Annotated in this window: 15 protein-coding genes; 9 read left to right on the forward strand and 6 right to left on the reverse strand. The window is 69.0% G+C overall.

All coding sequences use genetic code 11. From position 1 onward, the window contains the following. Positions 1-27: 27 nt before the first annotated feature. Both HMPREF0321_RS06585 and HMPREF0321_RS06590 read right to left on the reverse strand, forming a co-directional pair. Entirely contained in the window at positions 28-1,218 is a 1,191-nt protein-coding gene (locus tag HMPREF0321_RS06585; RefSeq protein ID WP_006945129.1) for an MFS transporter, read from the reverse strand. Continuing rightward, positions 1,218-1,631, reverse strand: coding sequence for a DUF3592 domain-containing protein (locus HMPREF0321_RS06590; RefSeq protein WP_006945176.1), 414 nt, complete (start codon positions 1,629-1,631; stop codon positions 1,218-1,220). The genes HMPREF0321_RS06585 and HMPREF0321_RS06590 overlap by 1 nt, the downstream gene beginning before the upstream one ends. Positions 1,632-2,017: 386 nt before the next feature. Between HMPREF0321_RS06590 and HMPREF0321_RS06600 the strand changes: the two genes are divergently transcribed. Continuing rightward, positions 2,018-2,281 carry a hypothetical protein gene (locus tag HMPREF0321_RS06600; protein ID WP_139023572.1) on the forward strand — a complete coding sequence of 88 codons (264 nt, stop codon included), beginning with the start codon at positions 2,018-2,020 and terminating at the stop codon, positions 2,279-2,281. Between the two features lie 443 nt (positions 2,282-2,724). Here the strand turns inward: HMPREF0321_RS06600 and HMPREF0321_RS06605 are convergent, their stop codons facing one another. Next, positions 2,725-3,057 carry a VOC family protein gene (locus HMPREF0321_RS06605; RefSeq protein WP_006945165.1) on the reverse strand — a complete coding sequence of 111 codons (333 nt, stop codon included), beginning with the start codon at positions 3,055-3,057 and terminating at the stop codon, positions 2,725-2,727. 256 nt (positions 3,058-3,313) lie between these two features. Between HMPREF0321_RS06605 and HMPREF0321_RS06610 the strand changes: the two genes are divergently transcribed. The 3 genes from HMPREF0321_RS06610 (at position 3,314) to HMPREF0321_RS06620 (ending at position 7,835) form a co-directional block, all read left to right on the forward strand. Further along, the gene (locus HMPREF0321_RS06610; RefSeq protein WP_006945083.1) at positions 3,314-6,013 is read left to right on the forward strand and encodes an excinuclease ABC subunit UvrA; all 2,700 of its coding nucleotides are present in this window, start codon (positions 3,314-3,316) and stop codon (positions 6,011-6,013) included. A 155-nt stretch (positions 6,014-6,168) separates the two neighbouring features. Next, positions 6,169-6,738, forward strand: coding sequence for an HdeD family acid-resistance protein (locus HMPREF0321_RS06615; protein ID WP_006945042.1), 570 nt, complete (start codon positions 6,169-6,171; stop codon positions 6,736-6,738). 245 nt (positions 6,739-6,983) lie between these two features. Beyond that, entirely contained in the window at positions 6,984-7,835 is an 852-nt protein-coding gene (locus tag HMPREF0321_RS06620) for a PIG-L deacetylase family protein (protein ID WP_006945163.1), read from the forward strand. 84 nt (positions 7,836-7,919) lie between these two features. On the opposite strand, the gene HMPREF0321_RS06625 is transcribed toward HMPREF0321_RS06620, so the two are convergent. Beyond that, positions 7,920-8,462, reverse strand: coding sequence for a GNAT family N-acetyltransferase (locus HMPREF0321_RS06625; RefSeq protein WP_006945007.1), 543 nt, complete (start codon positions 8,460-8,462; stop codon positions 7,920-7,922). Between the two features lie 410 nt (positions 8,463-8,872). Between HMPREF0321_RS06625 and HMPREF0321_RS06630 the strand changes: the two genes are divergently transcribed. Genes HMPREF0321_RS06630 through HMPREF0321_RS06645 form a run of 4 tightly spaced genes read left to right on the forward strand, consistent with a single transcriptional unit; the run spans position 8,873 to position 12,536 of the window. Next, positions 8,873-9,514, forward strand: a complete 642-nt coding sequence (locus tag HMPREF0321_RS06630; RefSeq protein ID WP_038569784.1) for an ABC transporter permease — start codon at positions 8,873-8,875, stop codon at positions 9,512-9,514. Then, complete coding sequence (locus HMPREF0321_RS06635) at positions 9,507-10,811, forward strand: ABC transporter ATP-binding protein (RefSeq protein ID WP_006945041.1); 1,305 nt, start codon at positions 9,507-9,509, stop codon at positions 10,809-10,811. Before HMPREF0321_RS06630 ends, HMPREF0321_RS06635 begins: the two co-directional genes overlap by 8 nt. Further along, the gene (locus tag HMPREF0321_RS06640; RefSeq protein WP_006945175.1) at positions 10,808-11,548 is read left to right on the forward strand and encodes an ABC transporter permease; all 741 of its coding nucleotides are present in this window, start codon (positions 10,808-10,810) and stop codon (positions 11,546-11,548) included. Before HMPREF0321_RS06635 ends, HMPREF0321_RS06640 begins: the two co-directional genes overlap by 4 nt. Positions 11,549-11,567: 19 nt before the next feature. Beyond that, positions 11,568-12,536, forward strand: a complete 969-nt coding sequence (locus HMPREF0321_RS06645) for a glycine betaine ABC transporter substrate-binding protein (protein ID WP_006945181.1) — start codon at positions 11,568-11,570, stop codon at positions 12,534-12,536. A 152-nt stretch (positions 12,537-12,688) separates the two neighbouring features. Here the strand turns inward: HMPREF0321_RS06645 and HMPREF0321_RS06650 are convergent, their stop codons facing one another. Both HMPREF0321_RS06650 and HMPREF0321_RS06655 read right to left on the reverse strand, forming a co-directional pair. Further along, positions 12,689-14,374, reverse strand: coding sequence for a VWA domain-containing protein (locus HMPREF0321_RS06650; protein ID WP_006945025.1), 1,686 nt, complete (start codon positions 14,372-14,374; stop codon positions 12,689-12,691). Further along, the gene (locus HMPREF0321_RS06655; protein WP_006945167.1) at positions 14,367-15,371 is read right to left on the reverse strand and encodes a MoxR family ATPase; all 1,005 of its coding nucleotides are present in this window, start codon (positions 15,369-15,371) and stop codon (positions 14,367-14,369) included. The genes HMPREF0321_RS06650 and HMPREF0321_RS06655 overlap by 8 nt, the downstream gene beginning before the upstream one ends. A 216-nt stretch (positions 15,372-15,587) precedes the next feature. On the opposite strand from HMPREF0321_RS06655, the gene HMPREF0321_RS06660 reads away from it, so the two are divergent. After that, positions 15,588-16,649 (forward strand): hypothetical protein, encoded by a 1,062-nt coding sequence (locus HMPREF0321_RS06660; protein WP_131941831.1) that lies wholly within the window; start codon positions 15,588-15,590, stop codon positions 16,647-16,649. The last annotated feature ends 26 nt before the right edge of the window (positions 16,650-16,675 follow it).

Raw genomic sequence — 16,675 nt, forward strand, 5'->3', positions numbered from 1 at the left:
AGGTTCGGCGTCCGAACGATAAACTCATCAGGGGCGACGCGATTCCGGGTGATGTTGCTGCACGAGCGAAAGCGCGGCGAGCGCCGTCACGATGGCGGCGAACAGCGGCAGCGTCGTCGCGTCGACGTGCGTGATGAGCGCGCTGCCGACGAGCGCGCCGAGGCTGATGCCGACCTGGAACGCGACGACGTAGATCGGCGTCGACGCGTCCGTGAAACCCGGCGTCATCGACAGCGCACGCGTCTGGAACGCGACCGGCAGCACACCGAACGCACCACCCCACGCAGCTGCGGCGATGGCGGCGACCGCGGCGGCAGGCGAGAACGTCAGCGCGAGCAGCGCGACGACCATGCAGCCGAGGGCGAGCATCGTGACGCGCATCGGATGCGCGTCGAGGTGTCGGCTCGCGTACGCCGTCGTCACCGCGCCGGCAACGCCGTAGACGAACAGTTCGACGGCGAACGCGGTGCCCGAGATACCCTTCGCCGCCAGGATCGGCGCGATGAACGCCCACGCCGCGTTGTGCGCCGTCACGACGACCGCGACGACGGCGCACAGCGTGAAGAACGGGCCCGCCATGGCGCGCGGCAGGCGCAGCGAGAACTCGCCGGGCGCCTCCGGTTCGAGGGGCGGCAGCTTCAGCTGGCTCGCGATCGCGACGCCGAGCGCGATGGCCGCGATGATGCCGCTCGCGACGCGCCACCCCAGATGGTCGCTGACGGCGGCGACGAACGGCGGCCCCGCTACGACGCCGACGCTCGCGCCGAGAAAGGCGCTCGCGACTGATTTCGCCTCGGCGCCCCGGCGCGCGAGACTCGCCGCGGCCACGGGCACGACCGCGAAGATCGCGCCATGCGCGGCGGCGCCGATGAAGCGCGCGATCGTCACGACGAGCAGGTTCGGCGCGAGCGCCGCCATCGCCATCGAGACGAACAGGGCGAGCAGGCACGCGACGATGACGCGGCGGCGCGGCAGGCGTCGCGTCAGCATGACGAGCGGGATGGCGGCGACGCCGACACCGACCGCGTACCAGGTCACGAGGCGTCCGACGGCGGCGTCGCTCTCGCCGAGGTCGCGCGTCATGTCGGGCATCGCGCCGACGGGGTACATCTCGGCGGCGAGGAACACGAACAGACCTGCGGCGAGCAGGAACAGACGCGTCGCGCGTAGCCGGACGTCCGCTGGCGAGGTGGCCGGGGGCGCCTGCGTGCCCGTCATCAGGTGAGGACGGTGATGATGGCGAACGCGCCGAACACGGCGAAGAAGAGGCTGATCGCGGCGAAGCACCCCATCGTCGCGAGGGTGCCACCCGACGCCTTCGGCACGGCGTGCGCCGGGTCGTGCGGGTCGACGAGCAGCGGCAGCGTCTGGCCGTCGCGGCCGTTCGTGCTCATGCCACCCGTCGGGGTCTCGAGGAGCTGACGGCTGCCGTCGGGCGCGGTGTAGCGGATGCGTGCGAGCGAGTTCTCGCGCCCGTCCTTGCCGGTGCCGAGACGCACATGACCGTCCACGACGGGCCAGCTGCGACGACGAATCGCCCCTGCAATGCCCTTGCCCAGCGCCGCGACGAGAGCGAGCCCGAACACGAGCATGACGACGCCGGCGGCGATGGTGGCAAATTCGCTCTTCACGAGGGCGAGCCTACGTGGTTCATGACGGTCGAGGGCTGCCGGCTGTCTCGGGAGGCCTTCGTGGGGTCGAGCGCTGAGGCGGCGGGGCCGATCGCCCTGCTTCCCCGGAGCAGGGCTGAGCGTTGGACGGTCCATGAGGCCGGGCGGCTGGCCCGCGCGCGCCCGGTGACGCTGCGCCTCTGCTCTGCCGCCATGGGCCTGCGCTCTCCGTTCTGCCTGATCCGCCCTCCGAGTCGCGGGGACGCCTATCTCCTGCCCGACGATCCTGGTCGAATCGTGCGCGCGTCGTGGGCCATGGCTGAGTCGCGGGGCGGTCTGCGACGCCCGTAGGTACGCCACAAGAGCGTCACAGAAAGCTCATAGACACCGGGCGTTGAGTGAACGTCATGAACACCACGAAGCACACCAGCCAACAGTCCACCTCGATCTTCGGCTCCCTCAAGTCGCTCGGACGCGGCATCGCCGTCAGCTCCGCCGTCGCCGTCATGGGCATCGGCACACTGAGCGCGGCCGACGCCTCCGCCGCGGGCGTCGCGACGGGCGTCCGGCACGCGAGCACGGTGACGTCGACGACGAACGCCGCGACGAGTCTCGAACTCGACCGCCGCGCCGCCTACGTCATCCGCGACGGCAAGATCGTCGCCTCCTGACGGGGCCCGACCCCGCCGACTCCACAGACCTCCTGCACCGGTGAGTCACGCAGATCGTGACGCCGAGATGAGCGCCCCACACGCCGCGCGACGTTCGTGGTGTTCGGCGCGCACCGGGGCGCCACCACACCGGGTCGCAGGAACCTCGTGACCGATCGACGTCCATCTCCTCGTCGTCGGCGCGAATCGCGAGCGGATGGACGACCGCTCGCCCACGACACCGGCTAGGGCCACCTCCCCCTCCCCACGGCCCTGGCCGGTGTCTCACCGCTCACATTTCGCCGAAATTTCGCCCCCAAGACTGTTGCGAGGTTAAGTCCTGGGTAACAATGGGTGAAGCCCCCGGCAACCTGATGACCCCAGAGCACCAGGCGGTCGGGGGATCCAAGTCTCTCGAGCGAAGGCCCTCGCCGCGGTGGGGGCCTTCGTCGTGCCTGCCCCGCTCAGCCGGCGGCCGCCGTCTCGAGGTCGGCGACGACCAGTTTCGTCATCGAGAACATCGCCTGTGAGACGCGTGCGACGACATCGGGGTCGGGCGTCTGCATCAACTCGGTGGAACGGCGAGGAATGATCTGCCAACTGACGTCGAACGGATCCTTGCACCAGCCGCACGGGCTCTCGGAGCCACCGTTTGCCGTCAGGCCGTTCCAGTAGTGATCAACCTCGTCCTGTCCGGCGCAGGAAACCTGGAAGCTGACGGCCTCCGTCTGCGGAAAGACCGGGCCGCCGTTCAGCAGGGTGAACGGATGGACGTCGAGCTCGACCTGCTCGAGCATTACCCGCCCGGCGCGAGAGGCGTTGGGCCCAGGGTTTTCGGGTCATCGGGATGGCGGACGGTGTCGACGCGCCGCGAGTTCGGGAACAAGGAGAGCTAGAGATCGGCGGCCGGTTCCGCCGTGTAGTCGAGCCACATGCAGGGTGTGACGTCGGTCATGCTCGCAGTCTGGCACCGACCTCCGACAACCGGGTGTCGGCGTCTCGAGATTCCGCGGAATTCCGGGGTTGTCGCCACTGGCGGGTACCGTCGCAGGCGTGAATGAGGAGCAGGCATCAACACTCGACCAGGCGGAGCCGAGCGCGTGGCGTGACGGCGTCGTCGTCCGCGGCGCGCGGCAGAACAACCTCAAGGACGTGGCGCTCGACCTGCCGCGCGATTCGATCGTCGTGTTCACCGGTGTGTCCGGTTCGGGCAAGTCGTCGCTGGCGTTCGGCACGTTGTTCGCCGAGTCGCAGCGGCGCTACCTCGAGTCCGTCGCGCCGTACGCGCGGCGTCTGATCGACCAGGCGGGCGTGCCGGACGTCGACGTCGTCGAAGGCCTGCCGCCGGCCGTCGCACTGCAGCAACAGCGCGGTGGGGGCGGCGCGCGCTCCGATGTCGCGACGGTGACGACATTGTCGAGCCTTGTGCGCATGCTCTACTCGCGCGCCGGGTGGTATCCGCCGGGGCAGGCGATGCTCTACGCGGAGGATTTCTCGTCGAACACCGTCCAAGGGGCCTGCCCGACGTGCCACGGCATCGGCCGTGTCTACGAGGTCACCGAGAAGAGCATGGTGCCGGATCCGTCGCTGACGATCCGCGAGCGCGCCGTCGCGTCCTGGCCCGTCGCGTGGGCGGGGCAGAACCAGCGCGACATCCTCGTCGCGCTCGGCTACGACGTCGACACGCCCTGGAAGGACCTGCCGAAGAAGGATCGCGACTGGATCCTGTTCACCGAGGAGCGCCCCAGCGTCGGCGTGTACGCGGGCCTGACGCCGAAGCAGACGAGGCGTGCGCAGAAGCAGGGCATGGAGCCGAGCTATCAGGGCACCTTCATCGGAGCGCGACGCTACGTGCTCGACACGTTCGCCAACGCCAAGAGCGCCACGACGAAGAAGCGCGCCTCGCGCTACCTGACGAGCGAGCTGTGCGGCACCTGCCACGGCGCCAAGATCAAGCCCGAAGCGCTGTCCGTGACGTTCGAGGGGCTCGACATCGCCGCCTTCTCGCACCTGCCGCTCGAGCGCCTCGCCGAGATCGCGCGCGCCGTCACCACTGACGACTGGAGCCCGGCCGAGGTCGCGCACCAGGACGATCACGTGCTCGACGCCGAAGCTCGGGAAGCGTCGACGCAGGCTCGCGTGGCAGGTGGCGGAGCATCGCACGATGCCGCGCCCGACGTGCGGCGCACGCCGAATCTCTCGGTCGAGAAGCGCGCGGCAGCGCAACGTCTCGCAGCCGACCTCGTCACGCGCCTGCAACCGATGATCGACCTCGGCCTGGGCTACCTCTCGCTCGATCGCACGACGCCGACGCTCTCCGGCGGCGAACGTCAGCGCCTGCGCCTCGCGACGCAGCTGTCGTCGAAGCTGTTCGGTGTCGTCTACGTGCTGGACGAGCCGTCTGCCGGGCTGCACCCGCGCGACCTCGACGCGCTCATCGGCATCCTGCACGGGCTGAAGGAGCGCGGCAACAGCGTGTTCGTCGTCGAGCACTCGCTCACCGTCATCCACGAAGCCGACTGGCTCGTCGACATCGGCCCCGGAGCCGGTGAGCAGGGCGGCCGAGTGCTCTACAGCGGCACGCCGTCCGGGCTCGCTGACGTCGCCGAGTCCGAGACCCGCCGCTACCTGTTTCCCCGCGACGACGACGCCCCCGGCGCCTCTTCGCGGCGCTCGCCCCGCGAGCCGCAAGGCTGGCTGGCGTTCGCGGACGTGACGCGCAACAACCTGCAGGGCCTCGACGTCAGCTTCCCCGTCGGATGCCTGAGCGCTGTCACGGGTATCTCCGGCTCGGGCAAGTCGAGCCTCGTCAGCCAGGCGGTGCCTGCGCTGCTGCGCGAGCACCTCGGCAGCGGCGGCGCTCCCGAACCCGAGCTGACGGGTGACCCCGAGACCGATCTGCTGCTCGGCGACGACGTCGATGACATTCGCGGACGCGTCACCGAGGCGCCCCCGGGCGTGCGCCGCGTCGTCGTCATCGACCAGAAACCGATCGGACGCACGCCGCGCTCGAACGTGGCCACCTACACGGGCCTGTTCGACCACGTCCGCAAGCTCTACGCGGCGACCGACGAGGCGAAGCGCCGCGGCTACACGGCGGGTCGATTCTCGTTCAACGTGCCCGGCGGTCGTTGCCCGACGTGCGAGGGGGAGGGCAGCGTCATGGTCGAGCTGCTGTTCCTGCCGAGCATCTACACGCCGTGCCCCGACTGCCACGGCACGCGGTACGAGGCGAGCACGCTCGAGGTGACGTGGCACGAACGCTCCGTCGCCGACGTGCTCGCGATGAGCGTCGACGAGGCGCACGCGTTCTTCGACGGTGAAGACTCGATCCATCACAGCCTCGCGGTGCTGCGCGACGTCGGCCTCGGCTACCTGCGGCTGGGGCAGCCCGCCACCGAGCTGTCCGGTGGTGAGGCGCAGCGCGTCAAGCTAGCCTCCGAACTGCAGCGCGCCTCGCGCGGAGACACGCTCTACGTCCTCGACGAGCCGACGGCCGGCCTGCACCCGGCTGACAGCGACCGCCTCATGCGCCACCTGCAGGGCCTCACCGACGCGGGCAACACCGTCGTCATGGCCGAGCTCGACATGCGCATGGTCGCGCAGGCCGACCACGTCATCGATATGGGGCCGGGCGCGGGCAAGGACGGCGGCCGCGTCGTCGTCGCGGGGTCGCCGGCCGACGTCGCGGCAGACGACAACAGCGCGACGGCGCCCTACTTGCGTGAGGTGATCGAGAAAGTCCTGCAGTGACAGCTCGGCCGCGAGCTATGGCCTGGGCCGGGTGAGTCTGTAGGGCATGTCCTGCTTCCAGGGTTCGCCCATGAGCTTGTGGGACAATCGGGATGTGGGGCGGGAGGCACACACCGAGCGCTTTCTCGTGACCCACCCGTCGCGAAGGAGTTACTATGAGCCTCGAAGGCACCATCGTCGAGACACCGCTGCATCGTCTCGCCTCGCACGCGTGGAAGGCGATCGCTGGCGTCGGCGCTGTGAGCATCATCGTCGGTCTGATCGCCCTGATCTGGCCGGGGCCGACCACCGTCGTCATCGGTGTGCTGTTCGGCATCTTTCTGCTGCTGAGCGGCCTCATGGGGCTGTTCGTCGGGTTGGCGGTGCCGATGCCGGGGTTCGTGCGCGCTGCATCCTTGCTCGTGTCCGCGTTGTCGGTCGTGCTCGGTCTGCTCTGCTTCCGCAGCGAGACGCACTCCGTCACTCTGCTCGGGCTGTGGATCGGCATCGGCTGGATCATGAACTCGATGACGATGCTCGCCCGCGGCCTTTCGACGAAGGGCCAGGGCCGCGGGTGGGTCATCGTCTCCAGCGTCATCGGCATTCTCGCGGGCATCGTGCTCGTCGCCTCGCCCATCTCGTCCATGGCGACCCTCGTCTGGATCGCGGGTGTGTTCCTGCTCGTCACCGGCATCGTCGAGATCATCCGCGCGATGCAGCTGCGTCGCCGCGCACGCTCCCTCTGACGAGCCTCGTCCTCGACGCGAGAGCCCCCCGGCGCACGAGCCGGGGGGCTCCGGCGTGTTCCCGGCGGGTGCGGTGGCTGGTCACGTGACGCAGACGGCCGCCCGGTAGGCACGCCCTCGATCGTCGCAGCGCCGACTCGTGGAGTGCACGCAGGCCGGGATCGCGGGTCGCCGCGGCCACAGATCGTCCTCGCGCGCCGGTCACGATTGCGGTTGATGCCGCCGGATGGCGGAAACTATGGGGCGTGTCGACGATTCTCTTCTTCCACGCCCACCCTGATGACGAAGCGAGCCAGACCTCGGGGGCGATGGCGCGAGCCGTTTCCGAGGGACATCGTGTCGTCGTCGTGTATGCGACCAACGGTGATCACGGGGATGCCCCCGACGACCTCGCGCCCGGCGAGAGCGTCGTCGATCGACGACGCACCGAGGCCGCCGGGTCGGCGCAGGTGCTCGGCACGGCGCGCGTCGCGTGGCTCGACTACGCCGACTCCGGCATGACGGGGTGGGAGCAGAACGCCGGCGAGAAGGCGTTCCACGGCGCCGACCTCACCGAAGCGGGCCAGCGGCTCGCCGACATCCTCGACGAAGAGGCCCCCGACGTCGTCGTCGGTTACGACTGGCATGGCGGGTACGGCCACCCCGACCACGTCAAGGTGCACCCGGTGATGCACCGGGCGCTCGAGCTGACGCGCGAGACGCCGAGGCTTTTCGAATCGACGATGAACCGCGATCGCATGCGCGTCATGTATCGCAAGGCCGTCGAGGCGGGCGTCTACCCCGAGGGGGAGGGGTTCAACCCCGATCAGCCCATGGACGACGGCAACCCGCTCGGCCTGCCCGAGCGCGAGATCTCGTTCTACGTCGACGTCACGCCCTGGCTCGAGAACAAGCGCGCGGCGCTCGCAGCGCACGCCTCGCAGTCGGACGCGCGCGGCATCCTCGAGATGCCTGACGAGGTCTTCCCGCTCGCGTTCGGGCGGGAGCACTACGTTGACGTCGCGGCGATGGAGGCGTCAGGCATCCCGCCGCTCGACGGCCACGCCCACGGCGCGCGCCCCGACGGCGAGCCGCTGCCGGAGGGCTGGTTCTTCTGAGCCCCCGCTCCCTGCATCGCAGAAGTAACCAAGAATCGCGGATGGGACGGGCGCGGCCGCTGGGGGCCGGAGGATTCCAGCGGGTCATAGAGGGAGCAGGTACTCGGCCTCGTCGGCCGGGCACTCGGCTGTCGGGTTCTCGACGAGCCGGAACCCGCGACGCCGGTACGCGGCAGCCGCGCGCTCGTTGGCGCGGTAGGCGTGCAGCCCGATGGCGCGCAGCCCTTGCTGGCGCGCATCGCTGATGACGGCGTCGACGAGCGCGTCGAACACGCCGGTGCCGCGGCGCGCCGGCTCCACCCACATCTGCACGAGGAACGCGATCTCGAGTGCCTCGTACCCCAGTGCGCCGACGACGGCCGGGTCGTCGAAGTACACCTGGCCCGGTCGTAGGCCGATCAGCCCGTCGGCGCGCGGCGCGACCTGACTCGACGCCTCCGGCTCACCCGCGTCCGGCATCCACAGGTACGTGCCGGGGCTCATCGCGCGCTCGGCCCAGACCTGCTCGGTGAACTCGCTCTCACGGGCGAACGTCGACCCGAAAGCCTCTGGGTTCGTCGACAATGCCCGCAGCCGCACGTCACGGTAGGTCTGCCACGGAAGGGCACCGGCAGGGAGAACAGTCATGACGCCCAGTCTCGTGACGCGGCGTGGACCCGTCAACGCGAAGCCGCTACCGCCGGATCGGGTCGAAGAGGCAGCGATCGGTCAGCGCCGAGGCACAGCCGTGTCGCCGCCCGATCGCGCCGGCGGCACGGTGATTCGCCGTATTCAGCGCATCGTGAGCTATTCGTTACCTGCGCCCCGCATTCGCCGTCAGCACACGGCACGGCGACGCGTCGAGGCGGCGTCAAGAGGCGCGGTCCAACCCTGACAATGCCGTCGAACGGCTCGTGTTTCCGAGGTTGCCCATAGGCTGAAGCGAACTGCAGCCCGCGTGATCCGGGCGATCCAGCCCGCCTGGGTGTGGCTTCTCCAGCCCATGACGGCGGCCCAGGACGCTCTGCGTCACCGTCAAGGAAGGGAGGGTGAGGCCTGTGTGGGATTTCATCGCCGACCGGTGGGAGGACATCGCCTACCGCAGCTACCAGCACACGTCGCTCGTCGTGCAATCCGTGCTGCTCGCGACGATCATCGCGCTCGTCCTGGCCGTCATCGTCATCCGCAACAAGAAGCTCGAGAGCTTCGCGAACATCTTCTCGGCGATCGGCCTGACGTTGCCGTCGTTCGCGCTGCTCGGCATCCTGCTGCCGCTCGTCGGCATCGGTGCGGTGCCGTCGGTCATCGCCGTCACCTTCTACGCCGTCCTACCGATCCTGCGCAACGCCGTCGTCGGTCTGCAGGCTGTCGACGCGAACCTGCTCGAGTCCGCGCGCGGCATGGGCATGAGCAAGGTGGCGACGCTGCTCAAGGTGCGTCTGCCACTCGCGTGGCCCGTCATCCTCGCGGGGGTGCGCACCTCGACGCAGATGTCGTTCGGCGTCGCGGCCATCGCCGCCTACGCCCTCGGCCCAGGTCTCGGCGGCTACATCTTCACCGGCCTGTCTCAGAACGGTGGCGTCAACGCCATCAACTTCGCCCTCGTCGGCACGATCGGCATCGTCATCCTCGCCCTCGTGCTCGACCTCATTCTCGTCGGCATCGGCCGACTGACGATTCCCAGGGGTATCCGTGCCTGATCTGTTCCGCACCGACCACGACGCTCCCGTCACCGAGACCGTCAACGAGCAGCCCGCCAGCCATGACGTCACGGGCGCCGAGATCGTCTTCGACGACGTCGTCAAGAAGTACCCGGGCCAGGCGAAGGCGGCCGTCGGCGGCCTCAGCCTTACCGTCCCCGCCGGCGAGATGGTCATGTTCGTCGGCCCCTCCGGCTGCGGCAAGACGACGTCGCTCAAGATGATCAACCGGCTCATCAACCCGACGAGTGGTCGCATCACGATCGACGGTGACGACGTCAAGAACCACAAGGTCGACGACCTGCGCCGCAAGATCGGCTACGTCATCCAGGGTGGCTCGCTGTTCCCGCACCTCACCGTCGCCGACAACGTGGGCGTCGTGCCGGGGCTGCTCAAGTGGGACAAGAAGCGCATCGCCGCGCGCACGGACGAACTGCTCGACATGGTCGGTCTCGACCCTGCGCGCTACCGCGACCGCTACCCCCGCGAGCTGTCGGGCGGGCAGCAGCAGCGCGTCGGCGTGGCCCGTGGCCTGGCGGCCGACCCACCCGTCATCCTCATGGACGAGCCGTTCGGCGCCGTCGACCCGATCACCCGGCAGCGGTTGCAGGACGAGATGCTCAGCATCCAGCGCCAGCTGAGCAAGACGATCATCTGCGTCACGCACGACATCGACGAGGCACTGAAGCTGGGCGACCGCATCCTCATCCTCTCCGAGGGCGGGCGGATCGAGCAGTACGACACCCCCGAGAACATCCTCGCGGCGCCGGCCAACGAGTTCGTCGAGGACTTCGTCGGCTCGGGTTCGGCGCTGAAGTCGCTGCAGCTGACACGCCTCGACGAGATCGGCGCGACGCAGCTGGGTACCGTCACCGTCGGAGCCGACGCGTCCGAGGCGCGCGAGGCCGCCCAGCGTGGCGGTTCCCCCAACGTCGTCGTGCTCGACGAACGCGGACGCCCGGTCGACTTCATCAACGTCGAGCGGATGCGCGGCACCCGGGTCGAGAACCGTGGGGTCAACCTCATCACCGTCGACTCGCGTGCCACCCTCAACGACGCCCTCGACGCGATGCTCACCTCGAGCCACGGCGCCGTCGTCGTCACCGGCGGGCGCGGCGAGTACCGCGGCGTCGCGTCGTTCCAGCAGGTGATGGAGCACATCCGTCAGGTGCAGGAGCAGGCGGCCGCACTCAGCGAACGCGTCGACGGAGAGGCTGACGCGAGCTCGACGGTCGTCGCCAACACCTCCTCGACCACGGACTTCGACGCTCAGGCCGACGAGGGGGAGCAGCGATGAGGAAGCGCCTGGGGCGTGAGCGGTTCGGCATGATCGTCGGCCTGCCCATCCTCATCCTGCTCGTCGGCGGTGGCTGGGTGATCTGGCGCCTCAACGCCGACCTCGACGACATCGAGGCCCGCCAGCTCGAGTGGAGCCTGCTCGGCACCCTGTTCTGGCAACACCTCAAGGTGACGGCGGCCGCTGCCGTCGCGGTGCTCGTCACCGCCATCCCGCTGGGAGTGCTGCTGACGCGTCCGAGATTCCGGCGATTCTCCGGCCCCGTCATCGCCATCGCGAACGCGGGACAGGCGACGCCCGTCATCGGCCTCATCGTGCTGCTCGCGATGTGGATCGCGTTCGACTTCTGGACGGCGGTGCTGGCGCTCGCGATCTACGCGTTCCTGCCGGTGCTGCGCAACACCATGGTGGGGTTGCAGCAGGTCGACCAGACGCTCGTCGAAGCCGCACGCGGCATGGGCATGAGCCAGATGGCGACGCTCCTGCGCATCGAGATGCCCCTGGCTGCGCCCATCATCATGGCCGGCGTGCGCACCGCGCTCGTGCTCGTCGCGGGCACGGCCTCGTTCGCGGCCTTCATCAACGCCGGTGGCCTGGGCGAGCTCATCACGACCGGCATCAAGCTGTTCCGCTACCCCGTGCTCGTCAGCGGCGGCATCCTCATCGCGCTGCTCGCCCTCGCGTTCGAATGGGCCGGGCGCCTGCTCGAAGCCCTGCTCACGCCGAAGGGAATGTGATCGGATGACACGCCAGCGAATGAGGCGAGCGACGGGCGCCGTCGTCGCCGTCACGACGGCCGTGACGCTGAGTTCCTGCGGCCTCGGCACCTCGGGCGGGCTGACGACGAGTGCCAAGCTCGCGGGCCCCCTGGCCTCGGTGAAGAAGCTCGACGGGCTCGACATCGCGGTCGGTTCCAAGGACTTCACCGAGCAGCAGATCCTCGGCAAGATCGCGGTCATCATGCTGCAGTCGGGCGGCGCGAAGGTGAAAGACTTCACCGCCATCCCCGGTTCTGCGGCCTCGCGCCAGGCGCAGCTGACGGGGCAGGTGCAGCTCATCATGGAGTACACGGGCACGGCGTGGATCACCTACATGGGCAAGACCGACCCCATCGCTGATTCGCGCAAGCAGTACGAGGCCGTGAAGGCGGAGGACGCCAAGAACGGGTTCACCTGGCTGGAACCTGCGCCCATGAACAACACGTACAGCCTGGGCATGCGTCAGGACTTCGCGAAGAAGTACGGGCTCAAGGATCTGTCGGATCTCAAGAAGGTGCCTGTCGGCGAGCGCACGTTCTGCATCGAGTCGGAGTTCGCGAACCGCAACGACGGCTTCCAACCCATGCTCAAGGCGTACGGGATGACGTACGGCAAGGACGTGCCGACCGGCAACATCCGCAAGATGGACACCGGCGCCATCTACTCGGCGATCGACCAGAAGGTCTGCAACTTGGGTGAGGTCTTCACGACGGACGGGCGGATCAAGAGTCTCCACCTCGACGTCATGAGCGACAGCAAGCACTTCTTCCCCAACTACAACGTCTCGCCCGTGGTCAAGACGACGATCTACGACACGTATCCGCAGATCGCGCAGATCCTCGAACCGGTCGTGAAGAAGCTCGACAACGACACCCTCATCGATCTCAACGCCCGCGTCGACGTCGAGGGCAAAGATCCCGGCAAGGTCGCCGAGGAGTGGTTGAAGAGCGAGGGCTTCATCGAGTAGGTCGTGGCCGAGGGTGCTGATGGTGCGTCGTCAGCTGCCCGACTTCTGTGCAGCTGCCCCAGGAATGTGCTGAACAATCCTGGGGCAGCTGCACATTTCTCGTGCAGGTAATGGCACGTCGTCGGCGTGGCGGCACTCGAGGGGCACGGGTGTCACAAGGCGCGGGCGACGAACTCCCGCAGATCGGTGATGGTGCGTACCTCGTGCATGTCGACGATGGCGGCGTATCGGTGTGCGACGGAATCGCCCTGGCCCCACTGTGATTCGGCTTCCGGGTTGAGCCACATCGCGTGCCTCGCCTGCTGCGCGATGGTGCGCAGCGCGTCGTAGCGCGGGTCGGTGTTGTTCGTGCGCGCGTCGCCGAGGATGAGGACGGTGGCACGCGGCGTCACCGCGTCGAGGTGGTGTTCGACGAAGTCGGCGAACGTCTGGCCGTAGTCGCTGTTGCGGTGCCCGCGCGTCATGCGCCGGTTGCCCTTGAGCGCTTCGACGAGGTCGCCGTCGCGCCCGACCTCCTTGACGACCGCGGTCAGCTCGTCGACGGTGTTGACGAACCCGAAGACGCGCACGCGCGCGAACTGCGCCTGCATCGCCTGCATGAGCAGGATCGTGAACCGGCTGAACCCGGCGACCGAACTCGACATGTCGGCGAGGATGACGAGCTCCGAACGGTTCGGCGCGTGATGCGTGAACACCGGCTCGATCGGTACGCCGCCCGTCGACATCGACGCCCGCAGCGTCCGCCGGATGTCGATGCGCCCATGTGACGCGCGGCGCCGCTTGGCCGCCATCCGCGCTGCGAGCTTGCGGGCGAGAGGGTCGACGACGCGCCGCATCTCCGCGGCATCGACGGCATACGTCTGGCTGAATGCGCGACGCTCGAGCGGCGTCGTGACGGCGTGCTCCGCCAGCCGTTCGACACCACGGATCTCCGCGTTGCGTCGCCGCGTCTCGGTCTCGACACGGCGCCGGAACGCGGCGACGCGCTCGCGGGCGTCGTCACGATCGAGCCGCGGCGTGAAGCGCTCCGGCTGCCACCCTTGATCGGCACCCATCGCCTGACCGCTACCACCACCCCCGCCGCCCGAGCTGCCACCGGCCGTGCCGCCGTCAGAACCGCCGGCTTCTGGGCCCTGCTGCATGAGCTCGGATGCGCGCGCGATGGCGAGGTTCGGCTGGAACTGCTCGATCGCCTGGTTCGCGCTGAACCCGTTCTCACCCTCGCGCCGCAGCACGCCGAACTCCGTGACGACGGTGGCTGCGAGGGCGTTCAACGCCCGCTCGTCCTGAGCGGCGAGAGCCTGCGCGAGGATCTCCTGCAGCGCCCTGGCGCGCTCGCGCAGGGCCGCGGCGTCCGCCGTCAGGGGGTCGAAGTCGTCGAGTGCGTCGAGCGAGTCGGGTTCGGGCTCGCCGTCGGGGTGAGCACCGGATTTGTCTGCGGCGCCGTCCTCTTCGAGGTCCGTCAGGCGCGTGCGCGCGCCCAGGGCGGCGGGAAAGTAGAGGTCGAACAACTCGTCGAACACGCGCCGCTGCTCGCCGCGTCGCATGAACGCCGACGCGAGACCCTCGCGCAGACGCTCGCGATCGTCGAGCCCGAGAGCGGTGACGATGCGCCCCGCGTCGATGACGTCGCTCGTGCCGACGACGACGCCGTGGCGCCGCAACGCGTTCGCCAACGACACGAGTCGACGCTGCAGCACGCCCGCAGACGCGATGCCCGGGCCGGCGGATGACGTCACGGACGCGCGCGGTCCGTAGCCCGCGGTGTCCGAGTGCGCAGCTCGCCGCCCGGCGCCCGGCGCACCCGCGCCGGCGGGGATGACGGCGTCGTCAGGCATCGAGCTTGAGCAGCGTGGAGGCGCGTTCGATGTCGTCCTGGTGCTTGAGCAGCACGCCGAGGTTGGCGCGCAGCACCGTCGCGTCGAGATCGCCCGTGCCGTCGGCTCCGAGGGCGATGAGGGTGCGCGCCCAGTCGACGGTCTCGGCGACGCTCGGTGCCTTGCGCAGTGGCATCTGGCGCAGTCGGTGCACGAGTCGCACGACGGATTCGACGAGCGCCGCGTCGAGACCCGGCACCTTGAGTTCGACGATGCGCTGCTCGAGCGCCGGCGTCGGGTAGTCGATGTGCAGGAACAGGCAGCGTCGACGCAGCGCCTCCGACAGGTCGCGGGCGGCGTTCGACGTCAGCACGACGAACGGTCGCTGCGTCGCACTGATCGTGCCGAGTTCGGGCACCGTCACCTGAAAGTCGCTCAGCACCTCGAGCAGGAGGCCCTCGACCTCGACGTCGGCCTTGTCGAGTTCGTCGATGAGAAGCACCGTCGGCTGCGTGTTGCGGATGGCGCGCAGCAGCGGACGCGTCAGGAGGAAGTCGTCGGTGAAGATGTCGGTGGCAAGCTCGTCCCAGTCGTGGGCGGCGCCGCCCGATGGCGAGCCGGCGGGGCTGGAGGCGTCCGGCTGAGCGTCCGCGGCGCTGTTCGTGGTCGATGTGGACGCGGCCGCGCCCGACGAAGACGCCTGTGCCAGAGCGGTGTTGGCGGTGATGCGCAGGAGCTGCTTGGCGTGGTTCCACTCATAGAGGGCGCGGGCCTCGTCGATGCCCTCATAGCACTGCAGCCTCACGAGGTCGGCGTCTGTGCCCGTCGCGCCGGACAATGCCGCCGCCACCGCCTTCGCCAGCTCGGTCTTGCCGACGCCGGCCGGCCCCTCGACGAGCAGGGGCTTGCCGAGGGCATCAGCGAGGAAGACGGTCGTCGCGATGGCGTCGCTCGCGAGGTAGCCGGCCTCGGCGAGGCGGTCGCGGACGTCGTCGACGGATTCGAAGTGCGCAGTCACCGTGCCATTGTCGCGGATGGCTCAGGCCGCGATCGGCGAAAACGCAGAACGGTTTGACCGGGTAGGCCCTCGGAACGATTCGATGTGACGCCGGCCCCACAGCTCGCGCACACCTCGCAGTCAGGTGTACGATTAAATATAGATAACCTAATTAAACGAAGGGAAGAGATGTCCACCGCGCATCCGCCAACCGCGCAGGCCCCGATGAGGACGATCTTGTCGCACGTCATCGTTCCAATCCTCATGGGCCTCATCATGTGCGCCGCCTACCTCGGTGGTTTCCACAAGCCGTCGCCCCACCACGTGCCCGTCGCCGTCGTCGGTCAGGCTCAGCAGGCCGGCCCGCTGGCGGCCAAGGTGCAGGACGCGTTCGGCGACGAGGCGGACGTCCGCACGATCGCGACGCCCGAGCAGGCCACGGATCAGCTGAAGCACCTGAAGATCTCCGCGGCCTACGTCCCCGGTGACGGCAAGGCCGAACTGCTCACCGCCGGTGGCGCGTCCGACACGACGAAGTCCGTCGTCGAGAAGATGTTCCGCCCCGTCGCGGAGAAGCAGCACGATGCGCTGACCGTCAAGGACGTCGCGCCCCTCACCGAGGACGACCCCGCCGGCCAGAACGGTTTCTTCTTCCTCGTCGCCCTGACGGTCGCCGCGTACGCCACGTCGATCGCCATCGGCGCGGCGGCTGCGAGCCGCCCATTCGCCCAGCGCATCGCCCTCGCCGCCGGCGCCGCCGTCGTCATCTCGACGATCGAACTCGCGATCGCGGCGTGGGGTTACGACATGTTCGGTGGGCACGTGCTCGCAACGTGGGCGCTGTCGCTGCTCTACACAGCCGGCGTGCTGACGGTCGGTGTCGGCCTGCACCCGATCGTCGGACGGTTTGCGACGCTGCTGTACTCGGCGATCTTCGTCGCGCTCAACTTCACCTCGTCCGGCGGCGTGTTCGCGCCCGTCATGCAGCCGAGCTTCTTCGGTTGGCTGCACGACTTCTGGATCGGCTCCGGCTTCGTCGAGGCGCTGCGTCGCATCATCTACTTCCCGGACGCCTCGATCGCCGGTCCGCTCACCATCCTGTTCGGTTGGTTGGTCGTCGGGTTGCTCTGTCTCGCAGCCGGATGCGCGGTCGAACAGCGACGTGTTGCGCGAGCCCGTGAGCTCGAGGAAGCTGCGTCCAGCCCCGTCGGACGCCACGCCGAGCAGGCGCATCAGGACGAGCGCGACGAGCTCGACCCCGAGACCGAGGAGGAACTCGAGGAGAACGTCGCCGTCTGACGTCCTCTCTCTTTGCGCCTAGATGC

This window comes from Dermacoccus sp. Ellin185, from assembly GCF_000152185.1.
Lineage (GTDB): Bacteria > Actinomycetota > Actinomycetes > Actinomycetales > Dermatophilaceae > Dermacoccus > Dermacoccus nishinomiyaensis.